General features: G+C 43.6%; 10 protein-coding genes. 3 read left to right on the forward strand and 7 right to left on the reverse strand.

Annotated features, from left to right (window positions below; all coding sequences use genetic code 11):
* Nucleotides 1-16: 16 nt before the first annotated feature.
* From JOC54_RS02715 to JOC54_RS02735, 5 genes are read right to left on the reverse strand one after another with little or no spacing between them, the layout of a single operon-like run.
* The gene (locus tag JOC54_RS02715) at nt 17-835 is read right to left on the reverse strand and encodes an ATP-binding cassette domain-containing protein (RefSeq protein WP_054792589.1); all 819 of its coding nucleotides are present in this window, start codon (nt 833-835) and stop codon (nt 17-19) included.
* On the reverse strand, nt 832-1,818 hold the full coding sequence (locus JOC54_RS02720; RefSeq protein ID WP_204464267.1) for an ABC transporter ATP-binding protein: 987 nt from the start codon (nt 1,816-1,818) through the stop codon (nt 832-834). Before JOC54_RS02720 ends, JOC54_RS02715 begins: the two co-directional genes overlap by 4 nt.
* The gene (locus tag JOC54_RS02725) at nt 1,805-2,707 is read right to left on the reverse strand and encodes an ABC transporter permease (protein ID WP_204464268.1); all 903 of its coding nucleotides are present in this window, start codon (nt 2,705-2,707) and stop codon (nt 1,805-1,807) included. Before JOC54_RS02725 ends, JOC54_RS02720 begins: the two co-directional genes overlap by 14 nt.
* Nucleotides 2,708-2,719: 12 nt before the next feature.
* The gene (locus tag JOC54_RS02730) at nt 2,720-3,634 is read right to left on the reverse strand and encodes an ABC transporter permease (RefSeq protein WP_035419642.1); all 915 of its coding nucleotides are present in this window, start codon (nt 3,632-3,634) and stop codon (nt 2,720-2,722) included.
* A 17-nt stretch (nt 3,635-3,651) separates the two neighbouring features.
* Entirely contained in the window at nt 3,652-4,272 is a 621-nt protein-coding gene (locus tag JOC54_RS02735; RefSeq protein WP_204464270.1) for a TetR/AcrR family transcriptional regulator, read from the reverse strand.
* Nucleotides 4,273-4,465: 193 nt separating this feature from the next.
* Between JOC54_RS02735 and JOC54_RS02740 the strand changes: the two genes are divergently transcribed.
* Nucleotides 4,466-7,945, forward strand: coding sequence for a beta strand repeat-containing protein (locus JOC54_RS02740; protein ID WP_367617752.1), 3,480 nt, complete (start codon nt 4,466-4,468; stop codon nt 7,943-7,945).
* 329 nt (nt 7,946-8,274) lie between these two features.
* Here JOC54_RS02740 and JOC54_RS02745 read toward each other — a convergent pair whose 3' ends face one another.
* Nucleotides 8,275-9,648 (reverse strand): FAD-dependent oxidoreductase, encoded by a 1,374-nt coding sequence (locus JOC54_RS02745; protein WP_204464272.1) that lies wholly within the window; start codon nt 9,646-9,648, stop codon nt 8,275-8,277.
* A 270-nt stretch (nt 9,649-9,918) separates the two neighbouring features.
* Nucleotides 9,919-11,088: an MFS transporter gene (locus JOC54_RS02750; RefSeq protein WP_054794209.1), complete on the reverse strand. Its 1,170-nt coding sequence runs from the start codon at nt 11,086-11,088 to the stop codon at nt 9,919-9,921.
* Between the two features lie 128 nt (nt 11,089-11,216).
* Between JOC54_RS02750 and JOC54_RS02755 the strand changes: the two genes are divergently transcribed.
* Together JOC54_RS02755 and JOC54_RS02760 are read left to right on the forward strand one after the other, a co-directional pair.
* Nucleotides 11,217-11,975, forward strand: a complete 759-nt coding sequence (locus tag JOC54_RS02755; protein ID WP_204464273.1) for a TrmB family transcriptional regulator — start codon at nt 11,217-11,219, stop codon at nt 11,973-11,975.
* Nucleotides 11,976-12,236: 261 nt separating this feature from the next.
* Nucleotides 12,237-13,079 (forward strand): STAS domain-containing protein, encoded by an 843-nt coding sequence (locus JOC54_RS02760; RefSeq protein WP_204464274.1) that lies wholly within the window; start codon nt 12,237-12,239, stop codon nt 13,077-13,079.
* Nucleotides 13,080-13,105 lie beyond the last annotated feature (26 nt).

The following is a 13,105-nucleotide window of genomic DNA, read 5'->3' on the forward strand; positions in this document are numbered from 1 at the left end:
TGTAACCTCCATAAATTTAATTCGTTTGTCTATCTCTCGGATGAGCGGGAGGGACAGCTTGTAACAGTGCTTTTGTATAGGGTTCTTTTGGATCATGAAAGATTTGTTTTGTCTCTCCAATTTCAATTAGCTCTCCTTCTTTCATAATCGCAACCCGGTCACTTATATGTTTGACAACTGGTAAACCATGAGCGATAAACAAGTACGATAAACCGTGAACCAACTGTAACTCTTTTAATAAGTTTAGAATTTGTGCTTGCGTTGAGACATCTAAAGCAGAAACTGCTTCATCGCAAACAATGAGATCTGGTTTTAAGGCAATTGCACGAGCAATGCTAAGTCTTTGACGCTGGCCACCGCTAAATTCATGTGGGTAACGATCTAAATGTTGTCTACCGAGTCCAACTTCTTCAAGGAGGGAAAGGGCTCGTTTAGATCGTTCTGCTTTTTTCATTCGTTTGTGAATGAGTAGCGGTTCGGTCACAATTTCTTTTGCTCTCATTCGCGGATTAAGTGAGGCATAAGGATCTTGAAAGACTGCTTGAATTGTAGCCTTCTGCTGTTTCTTAGCTGTTTTTGATAGCTTTCCTACATCTTCTCCAGCAAAATAAACTGAGCCTGAGCTAGGTTCAAGTAACTGTAGAATCATTTTGGCAATGGTTGATTTGCCTGACCCCGATTCGCCAACAATTCCAAGCGTCTCACCTTTGTATAAACGAAAACTGACATTATTTACTGCTTTTAAGGTTGACTTCGAGCTACCGCGTTCTTTGTTGCTCAAGGAGAAGGTTTTGCTTAGCTGCTTTACCTCAAGTAAAGGAGTGATTTCGTTCATTTGATGGCCTCCTTATTCGCATGAATGCATCGAGCAAAATGATTGGCTGACTTTTCATCAAGCGCAGGTACTTTCTCCGTACAAGCATCTGTTGCCCATGGACAGCGTGGATGAAAGGAACAGCCGCTTGGAAGCTTTGCGATATTTGGTGGATTACCAGCAATGGCATTCAAGCTTTCGTTTTCAGTATCAAGTGTCGGCATCGCTTCAATGAGACCAATTGTATAGGGATGCTTTGGTTGATCAAATAAATCAAAGACCGTTGCTTCCTCAACAATCCGGCCAGCGTACATAACGAGCACTCGATCCGCGATACTTGCCACAACGCTAAGGTCATGAGTGATAAAAACAACGCCTGTACCGTTTTTTTCATTCAACGTTTTAATTAATGACAAGATTTGTGCCTGAGTAGTTACATCTAAAGCGGTTGTTGGTTCATCTGCAATTAAAAGCTTCGGGTCACATGCTAAGGCAATGGCAATCATGACACGCTGGCGCATTCCTCCTGAAAGCTGGTGGGGAAAACGCAAGGCTGTTTGCTCAGGGTTAGGTATATCCACTTGAGTTAATAAATCAATTGTTTTTTGTGTAATTTGTTTCTTCGTCCAGCTCGGTTGATGAATGGTTAGCACTTCAGCGATCTGAGAGCGGATACGTAACATTGGATTTAGAGAAGACATCGGTTCTTGGAAAATCATCGACATTTCACTGCCACGTAGAAGTCGACGCTGCTTATTTGTTAGAGTGAGCAGATCTTGTCCGTTATAAACGATTGATCCGGTTATTTGAGCATTTTTCTTCAATAAGCCCATAATAGATAAGGATGTTACGCTTTTGCCACTGCCTGATTCACCTACTATCGCTACAATTTCGCCTGGTTGGACAGTAAAGGAGACGTCTTTTACAACAGTTGACTGTTGCTTACCTGCCTGAAAGGAGGTAGATACATTCTCAACGGAGAGCAAAGGTTTATGCTGTTTCATCGCCGCCGTCGCCTCCTTTTTTTAAACGTGGATCAAGGTAATCACGTAACCAATCACCAACGAAGGTAAACGCTAATACTGTGATGGTAATAGCTATTCCAGGAAATGTCGCAATCCACCAGCTGGTTGCAATATAATTACGCCCATCATTTAACATGCTTCCCCACGTGATTGTTGATGGCTGAACACCAAAACCGAGAAAGCTTAAGGATGACTCGGTCAAAATAGCTGTACCAACGCCAATGGTCGCAATGACGGTAAAGGAAGAAAGGACATTCGGTAAAATATGTTTTCGAATGATATAAAAATTGCTAGCTCCTAAAGTTTGAGCGGACTGAACATATTCCCGAGCTTTTACACCGAGTACATCCCCACGAACAATGCGGGTATAGTGGACCCAGCTTGTTAAACCGATCACAAGAATCAAAGTGAGCAAGTTCGCTTCAAGAACGACCATCGCCACAAGAACAAGCAGTAGTGTTGGAATCGCCAACATGGCATCAACAACACGCATGGTCACCGCATCAATCCACCCGCCAAAATAACCGGACACAAGTCCAAGAAATAAACCAATCGCACCAGCGATCAAGACAGAGACAATTCCAACGAGCAGTGAAACTCGCGCCCCGTAGATGAGCCGGCTAAGCATATCTCTGCCTAGGTTGTCTGTACCGAGTAAATGGGCAGTTGAACCATTCTCCATCCAAAATGGGGGGACGAGTCGTTGCGTTGGTATGATTTGCCACGGATCGTAAGGAACAATCCATGGTGCACACACCGCAAGGATTGTAATCGCAAGAATGGATACTAAACCGAGTAAACCTAGTGGTGACACATTTGGTAAAAAACGACGGCGTATCGTGTCATTTAATTTCGTTAAAGCTGCCATCGATAACGCCTCCTAATCATATTTAATTCGTGGGTCAAGCACCCGGTAAAGTAAATCAGTTAATAAATTGACGGTGATCGTAATAAATGCAATAACGAAGACAATTGCTTGGACAACTGCCATATCGCTGTTTTCCATTGCCGTAAGCAACAGGCGGCCGATCCCTGGCCAAGAAAAGACTGTTTCCACCACGATTGCTCCACCAATTAATTGAGGAAATTGCAGACCAATAATTGTAACGATAGGAATAAGTGCATTTAGAAACACATGTTTTCCAATAACAATGCGTTCTTTTTGTCCTTTTGCTCGTGCCGTTTGTACAAATTCTTGTTCAATTACTTCCAAAACACTGGCCCGAGTTAACCGTGTCATTTCCGCCGCCAGTGCAATCCCTAATGTAAAAGCAGGTAAGACGAAATGCAGCGGGGAAGAGGCTCCTGAAACAGGGAAGATTGGAAAGATCACGGCTAAAAACAAAATGAGCATAATTCCGATCCAGAAGTTTGGCATCGCTTTTCCAACAATCGATACTCCAGATATTAGAAAATCCAGTACTGTATTTCGTTTTAAAGCTGCATAAATTCCAAGTGGAATTGAAATGACAATGGCAATGAACATCGCAATTAACGAAAGTGAAAGCGTAGCTGTTAGGCGGCTTAAGACTAAGTCTGTTGCTGGTTGCTGGTACTGTAAGGATGTTCCAAAGTCACCGCGGATTAAATCCCCTAAAAAAGCTGTATATTGTGTTAAAAAAGGTTCATTCAGGCCAAGTGACTCCCTCAGAGCCTCTCGGTCTGCAGCTGTCGCATTTTCCGGGAGCATCATCGAGGCTGGATCTCCAGCGACGTAAACGAGACAAAAGATAATGAACGTCAAAATGAGTAAACTTGGGATGACTTGGAACAATATTTTTTTTAAGAATGCCAGCTCGTTCACCTCCCTTTCTATGATTGGGACAAGGGTAGACCCTGTAACCCAAAAAATTCAAATGAAACGATGACTTTGGCTAGTTCATTTGGCGTCATCTCTGATAAGTCCGATTCAGGACGAAAGAGCCACCGTTCTAGCATTCCGAAGACTAGGCTCGAAAGCATCGCAGCTAACGTTTGGCTAGCGTATCTAGTAGAAAGCATATGTAATTCCTGGGCTCGAGCGATATTGCTAGCAAATGCGGCTTCTATTGCAACAAACGTGCCTTTAATTTGTGTGCGAATCTGTTTATCAGTATCTTGCCCCGTTTTAAACAGCAGTTGCATATAATCACAATTTGTTTTTGCATATGTGAATAAAGAGAACATGAGTTGTTCGGATGAAGCAACCATATCAGTTAATGAACCAACCTGCTTGCGGTAACCGGAGTGGATGACATCAAGCAAATTTCGCTCTCCATCTTCTAAAAGTCGTACAACGATGGCTTCTTTATTTTTGAAATGCCAATAGAACGTACCTTGGGCAACTCCGGCTTTTTTGACGATATCAGAGACTTTCGTTTTATGAAAGCCATTCTGAGCAAATAAAGGTAAAGCAGCATCCATTAAAAGACGGTTATTATCTGTAATGATCATAATCGTTCCTTTCCTCTTGATTGACTCGTCAGTCAATTATCCAATAATCCTAATATATTTACTCGGGTTTATGAAGTCAAGCATTTTGTTTTAATACTTTTTTAAAAGAGTAATAACAATTTACTCGTAATGTCCATAGCATAAAAAAGAAACGCCTACTTATGATGAAAGTTGGCAAGTAGGGGGGGCAGACGTGTTTACTAACCAATGTTCAGGATTTCAAACTTTTAGAAGAAGTTCTACAAATGGTGGCCAGCTCGGTGGATGTTGCGCACCACAATCAACTGGTATTACAGGAGGAGTGGGACCGACTGGTTCTATAGGGCCCACAGGTCCAACCGGGGCAACAGGTGTTGGATTTGAGCAAGTCATTCCCTTCTCAGAATTAATAAGACCATCTTTAATTTCAGGTGAATTGGTATCGTTTAACGGAAGCATATACCGGGTGTTGGTTAACTCACCAACAGGTACACCGAGCAATTCTTCAGACTATGCTCTTGTATTAACTGGGTTTACGGGAGCCACCGGAGCAACAGGAGTAACGGGAGAAACAGGTTCAACCGGATTGACAGGATCTACAGGACCTACTGGAGTAATTGGAGCGACTGGCCCAACTGGCACTACAGGAGCCACCGGGTTAACAGGATCAACTGGAGTAATTGGACCAACCGGACCAACTGGCGCTACAGGGTTAACAGGAGCAACCGGTTTAACGGGGGTCACCGGACCTACAGGACCTACTGGGTCAACCGGAGCAACTGGAGCGACTGGCACCACAGGATCAACAGGGCTAACGGGGTCAACCGGATCAACCGGAATTACAGGGCCAACAGGATCAACAGGGTTAGCGGGGTTAACGGGGATCACCGGAGTTACAGGACCTACTGGGTTGACTGGAATAACAGGACCCACTGGAGTAATTGGAGCGACTGGCCCATCAGGACTAACAGGAGCCACTGGAATTGCGGGAGCAACAGGGTTAACAGGAGCAACCGGAATTACAGGGCCAACAGGATCAATAGGACTAACTGGCGCTACAGGCTTAACGGGAATAACCGGACCAACAGGAACCAGCGGACTAGCAGGACCGACTGGAGCAAGTGGAGCCACAGGGATTACGGGATCACCAGGACTAACGGGGTCAACCGGATCAATTGGAGCCACTGGAGTAACCGGCCCAACTGGCACTATAGGGTTAACGGGGCCAACCGGAGCGACTGGCGCTACAGGGTCAACCGGAGTAACAGGAGGAGCCGGAGCAACCGGATCGACAGGAGCCACCGGGATTACGGGATCAACAGGACTAACAGGGTCAACCGGCCCAACTGGCGCAACAGGGTTAACAGGAGCAACCGGTTTAACGGGAGCGACTGGAGTAACCGGACCAACAGGACCAAGCGGTGCAACCGGTTCGACTGGAGTAACCGGACTAACGGGAGCCACCGGGATTACGGGATCAACCGGAGCGACTGGGTCTACAGGGTCAACCGGAGTAACAGGAGTAACCGGTTTAACGGGGGCCACCGGAGTTACAGGACCTATTGGGTTGACTGGAATAACAGGATCCACTGGAGCAAGTGGAGCCACAGGGATTACGGGATCACCAGGACTAACGGGGTCAACCGGATCGACCGGAATAACAGGGCCAACAGGATCGACAGGAGCAACCGGTTTAACGGGAGCCACCGGGATTACGGGATCAACAGGACTAACAGGGTCAACCGGCCCAACTGGCGCAACAGGAGGAACAGGAGCCACTGGGATTGCGGGATCAACAGGGCTAACGGGGTCAACCGGATCAACCGGATCAACTGGCGCTACAGGGTCAACGGGAGCAATTGGAGCCACCGGATCGACCGGAGTAACTGGACTAACGGGATTCACCGGGATTACGGGATCCACCGGCGCCACTGGGGCAACAGGGTCAACCGGATCAACGGGAGTAACAGGGCCAACAGGATCAACTGGCGCCACCGGAGTAACCGGGTTAACAGGACCTACTGGGTTGACTGGAATAACAGGATTCACTGGAGCAAGCGGAGCGACGGGACCAACAGGACCAACCGGATCGACCGGAGTAACTGGTCTAACGGGAGCCACCGGGATTACGGGATCAACCGGACTAACGGGATCCACCGGCGCCACTGGCGCCACCGGAGTAACCGGGTTAACAGGACCTACTGGGTTGACTGGATTAACAGGATCCACTGGAGCAAGCGGAGCGACGGGATCAACAGGACCAACCGGATCGACCGGAGTAACTGGTCTAACGGGAGCCACCGGGATTACGGGATCAACCGGACCAACAGGACCTATTGGGTTGACTGGAATAACAGGATCGACAGGAGCAAGCGGAGCGACTGGCCCATCAGGATCCACTGGAGCCACTGGGATAGGAGGAGCCACAGGGTCAACCGGATTAACTGGCGCAACAGGAGCCACCGGGATTACGGGATCAACCGGACCAACAGGACCTATTGGGTTGACTGGAATAACAGGATCGACAGGAGCAAGCGGAGCGACTGGCCCATCAGGATCCACTGGAGCCACTGGGATAGGAGGAGCCACAGGGTCAACCGGATTAACTGGCGCAACAGGAGCCACCGGGTTAACGGGATCAACTGGAATAACCGGACCAACTGGCGCTACAGGGTTAACAGGATCAACCGGATCAACCGGATCAACAGGGTTAGCGGGTGCCACAGGACCAACAGGACCTACTGGGTTGACTGGAATAACAGGACCAACAGGAGCAACTGGCGCTACAGGGTCAACGGGAGCAATTGGAGCCACCGGATCGACCGGAGTAACTGGACTAACGGGATTCACCGGGATTACGGGATCCACCGGACTAGCGGGATCCACCGGCGCCACTGGGGCAACAGGGTCAACCGGATCAACTGGGGCCACAGGAGTAACCGGATCGACGGGAGTAACAGGGCCAACAGGAGCAACTGGGGCCACAGGAGTAACCGGAGCGACGGGAGTAACAGGGCCAACAGGAGCAACTGGCGCCACCGGAGTAACCGGGTTAACAGGACCTACTGGGTTGACTGGAATAACAGGATTCACTGGAGCAAGCGGAGCGACGGGACCAACTGGCGCTACAGGGTCAACGGGAGTAACCGGACCAACAGGACCAAGCGGAGCAACCGGACTAACGGGAGCCATCGGAATTACGGGACCAACTGGAGGAACAGGGTTAACGGGAGCAACCGGTTTTACTGGAACATCATCAGTTGAACCATTTTTTAATAGCAATGTTCAAGCTCAGACCATTTTAGCGGGCGCGCCAGTTATTTTGATGACCCCAGGAGCTTACTCTGGATTAACGTTTGTTCCCGCGACGGGCACCTTTACAATTATAACCCCAGGAATGTACTATATTAGTGTGGGGCTTAATAAAACCGCGGGAACCACTACTGGTGCAGTATTTGGATTAACCGTTAATGGTGCCGCAACCCCAAGTGCTCCAATCGCATGTTCGGATACTGCAGGTATATCGCTCGTTATTCGAGTTCAAGCTTATAATGCTGGAGACACGATACAAATTACTAATTTCTCTACTTTTGCTGTTACAATCGCTAATGCGCCTAACCAAGCAAACAGTGCTGGTCATGTGACTATTCATCGTTATGCCAGTGGTCCATCAGGAACCGTTATTCCGATTTAATTAAAGGACGCTTGAAACTTATTTTTTCTAATTTTCGTGTCGAAACATTTTTAATAGAAGAACGTAGCTAAAGCAAATTGGGATTAGTTTAAACAGAGCTTTCAAATGAGCAGAAGGCTAGAGGAATGCTAGCGCTAAGTTTCTGCATTAAAGAAATGATAAAAAGGCAATTGAGACTTATTCAACTCAATTGCCTTTTTATATTAGATTGTTGAGTATAGGCCAGCCACCATCAATAACCGTTTCAGAACCAGTCATACATTTTGACTCATTAGAAGCTAGAAATAGGGCAGAACAAGTAGTTAATAATTGACTCCGTTTTTTTCTTACTATACAAGCTCCGTACTATTGTCTGTGCTTATTGGTTCTTGCGCTAAAATTTTTAGGGCTAGCGTATTTAATAGATTGATTGGCTTGTTGTAATGGGGTTGGAAAAAGAAATCAGTAAATGCCAAATCTGATACAGTCATTTGCTGTTGAATACAAACTGATACGGTATTCATTAATTGAGTTTGATCAGCTTTACTAAGAACTTGTGCTCCTAAGATGCGCATGGAATCATTGTCATAGACAAGTTTTAGCTTAACTTCTTCGGCAGTCGGCATAAAAGTAGGTCGCTCATGGTCAACAAGTAGGTGCGATCGGACATCTAGTCCGTATGCTGCTGCGCTTTCTTCTGTTAAGCCAGTAGAAGCCAAGTTAAGATCATACAGTTTTAAAGCTGACGTTCCTTGTGTTCCTTTGTAAGCTATTTTAGGTCCGTTAATATTGTAAGCTACAAGAGTCCCCATTTTTGTTGCATTTGTTGCAAGTGGAATATAGGCGTTATGCTGAGATGAATTGTGAAATACTGCACAAGAATCGCCAGCAGAAAAGATATCGGGATTACTTGATTGCATATACTGATTCACAATGATAGCTCCATTTTCTAATGTTTCAACTTTATCTCGAATTAAATCTGTTTGAGGTCGGAATCCGACGCAGAGAAGCACCAGGTCAACATCATGCGTTTGCCTATTCGTGTGTACTGTTTTGACGGCACCAGTGTCATCACCTGAGAATGATTCGACTTTTTCTTCTAAAGCTAACTTTATATTATGATCAATCAAGGCGCGCTCAACATCGTTTGTAAATTCTCGATCAAGGTATTTATTTAAAACACGGTCTGCGCCTTCAATAAATGTTACTTCTTTTCCATATGATTCAAATGCTTCAACAAGCTCAACACCAATGTATCCAGCACCAATGACAGCAATTTTTTTAGCTTCGGAAGCTTTGGCAATAATTTGCTCGGCTTGCTCATAGTTTTTGCAGAGCTGGATATTTTTTAAACCAACACCTGTAATAGGCGGAATAATCGGTGATGAACCTGTTGTGAAGACAAGTTTATCATAAGAATCGTTAAAGGTTTCGCCAGTATGAAGGTTTTTAACAAGTATCGTTTTTTTATCAGGATCGACTTTAAGAACATCATGCTCAAGGTTCATGTTTGCGCCTAGTGATTCAAGTTCTTCTGGAGATGAATAAAATAAGTCGTCTGCTTCTTTTACGATCCCACCGATATGCAAAGCAATGCCACAAGAGAGAAAGGATACATTATTATTTCGTTCATAGACAGTAATAGTTGCTTGAGGATAAAGTCGAGCTAAGTTTCGGACGGCGGTTGTTCCTGCGTGTGTACACCCAATAACGATAATTTTCATAAAATACGTCCTCCTAAAATTATATTGTGAAGAAATTCACATAAAAATGTTTGTGAAGTGAATACTTGCTAGTCACGCAACTATTATGTGAAGTTGTGAGCAAGATCAAGTATAAGGTATCTGATTAACTACAAACTAAGAATAACATATTGTGAATTAATGAGCAAATTTTTTTTGAAAGTGATTTAACCAATGGTTAGACAGCTGAAAGATAAAGGTATCGGATAAAAGGCCCTCTCGTTTTACAAAAAACGAGAGGGCCTTACTTATTTACGCTGCCTTCGAACTCATCTTAGTATTTTTTATTTTTAAACGCATTGAAATGATGATGATTAATAAAGAGACAGTGGCGAGGGCGCCACCAACAAGTGCATTTAACTCAACATACGCCTGCTCAATCACAACGCCACCAATCATCGAACCAAACGCAATGCCGAAATGCAGAGCGGAGTTATTTAAGCTTTGCTGAATGTCGGATGTATCTGGTGAGGTTGTAATTAGATAGCTTTGCATCGCGGGTGTAATGGCCCAACTAAGCATGCTCCAAACCATCATGACGATAATAAAAATCGGAAGAATTGACGTAACAAATGGGATGGAAGTGATTGAAATGATAAAGACAGAAATGACCGAGACAATCGTTTTTTTCGGACCGATTCGATCTGTAAGTATGCCTCCAACTCCACCACCAATGATAGCGGCAATGCCAAATAATAAATACATCAAGCTGATCGCATTTCCCTCAAGACCGAGCGTACTTTGTAAGAACGGGGTTAAATAGGCATAAAGCGTTAAATGGCCCGCAAGAAAGAAAAAGGAAGTAAGCTGAATCAGTACAATTTTTATATTTGCTAACGTCCTTAGTTGTTTTCTTAATGAGATCATCGGCTTAGGTGCAATTTTTTCCATAAATAATAAAACAAATAGGATGGAAAGGGATGTTAGTATGACAATTAAAACAAACGGGGCTCTCCAGCCAAACGCATTTCCGAGCATTAGTCCTAGCGGTACGCCTAGAACAAGTGAGGCACTTACGCCCATGAACACAATACCAATTGCTCGCGCTTGATAGGGTTTCGTCACAATATTAGAAGCGATCGTAACGCATAATGAAATAAGTAAAGCAGCACTCATTGCTGAAAGAATTCGTGCAATAAATAGCATTGCATAACCAGTGCTAAAAACAGCTATGATGTTAGCTACAAGAAAAGCGAGCAATGTCCATAACGTCAGTTTTTTTCGTTCAATTGACGCTGTAGCTGTTAGCAAAATGGGGCCTGAGAGTGCGAATACAAATGAAAAGACAGATATTAACAATCCGACCTGTCCAAGCGAGACTTGAAGATCGTCCGCAACTAGATGAAGAATTCCTCCTAGTAAAAGTTCAACTAAACCAACAACAAAAGAGACGACGGTTAGTAAATAAACACGTTTATCCATAAAACACCTCGTTTTTAAATGTTACCCCTAAAAGGGTAACATTTAAAAACAGGAGAAACAAGTGGAAATGTTTTTGGGAAATGGTCTATGCTTAGAAGACGATAGAAAAAGTCAAAGAGGGGATTTTTATGCTGCAACAATTTGGATTCACCCAATATGAAAGTCAAGTGTATACATCCTTGATTACAATCAATCAAGCGTTGGATGCAACCGCCATTGTTAAGCGTTCTGGAGTTCCACGATCAAAAGTATATGAAGTGTTAACAAAGTTAAGCGAAAAAGGAATTATACTTGAAGCAACAATTGAAAAGAAGAGACAATACACAGCGCTTCCTATCGAAGCAATGATTGAGAAATTAAAGACGGATTTCGAAACGAATATAGAAGAATTAAAGAAAATTGAAGTTGCAGAAATGGAAATTGACGATCGTGTCTGGACTTTAAAAGAAAACCAATCGATTACATCTGTTATGAAAGAATTAAGTGAAGGTGCGAGAGAGTCGATTCATATTTCTGCTTGGGCAGATGATTTAGCGTTGTTCCTGCCCGTACTTGAAAAAAAACATTCGTTCGGACTAGACATTAACATTCATACAATTGGTTCCATAACGACTGACATACCTTCTGTATCAACGCTTATTCCTAGTCAAGGGCATTCGTCATTAGAAAGAAGTCGGATTTTGCTAGTTGATGGAAAGGAACTAATTTTTGCTGGTATGGAAGATGGAGATTGGAAAGCTATTCGAACCCAATCTCCACCGCTAGTCACGTTTTTTTCGGAATTTTTCTTTCATGATATTGCCTTAACAAAAATCACTCAGCGATACCATGACATCGTAATGAAAGATGAAGAAATAAGAGACATGTTGCTTAAATTGCGGTATTAAAAATCAGAGTAAGGTAGATTTAAAAAAAGCCAGCTTTTGATCTTGCTAGCTTGAGGCAAGTATTAGGCTCAACCGTCACATTAATGGTTGGGCTTTTAAACATGTTTATAGAATTGAAACATCTTTCAACAATAATAGGTTTAGTAATGTGTAAACTTGGCTATCTAACAAGAAGGAATCCTTCATGATTTAAACGTTCCATAAAAAAAGAAATTGAACACCGGGGTAGATAAGCTTGATTAAGAGATGAGGATGCAAAACATGATTCATTCGCAATCACTGTATGATTTCTTGATGAACAAATTAACTCTACTTGTGGAAGATTGGGTAGATAGTGAACGTTTCAATGGAAAAGAAGGGGATCAACTAACAAATAACATAACCAAAGCACAAAGAAAAGAACAGGCATTAAGTTTTCATAGTCATTTTCTGCAAATGTTTCGCTCTGATTACGATTCGTATGCTGCTGGAATCAATCAATGGCTAGAGACCGTTGGGATGAGTGAGGGAGCGATTCAATCAAATACAACCGAAAGATTAAAGGATTTGTTTCAAACGCAAAACCAGTATGTAAGCCTCGTTGACGACTTCTTTGAAGATGAGTTCGCTGATGAGAAAGAGCTGGCTAAGAAGCAAATAATTGAAGAAATGCAAGCTCTTATTGTAAAAATTACTCAATTATATGAGCAGATACAAGAAAAACAGGAATTAAAGAAGAAAGAGATTATCTCTCAATTGTCTACACCTATTATTTCATTAAACCGTTACGTGGCTCTATTACCGTTAGTAGGAGAGATTGAAGCGGCGCATGTAAGTGATGCGTTTGAAACCATACTTGAAGAGTGCTCCAAACGAAATGTAAATCATTTACTTATTGATCTATCGGGCTTGTACTTCATGGATACGATGTTCGCTCATCAAATTCAAAAATTAGTTCAAAGCCTTTTGTTGACGGGTGTTCAAGTATCACTGTCTGGAATGCGTCCACAAATTGCTCAAACATCCGTTCATTTAGGAATTCAATTTCAGGATGTTCATCACTATCAAGATGTAGAAAGAGCAATGAATCATCTCAACAATCAATATTTAAAAATAAGCATGTAAAAAACGTCCTTGTGATTAATCACAAG

The sequence above is a fragment of the Shouchella xiaoxiensis genome, from assembly GCF_016907895.1.
Lineage (GTDB): Bacteria > Bacillota > Bacilli > Bacillales > Bacillaceae_D > Shouchella > Shouchella xiaoxiensis.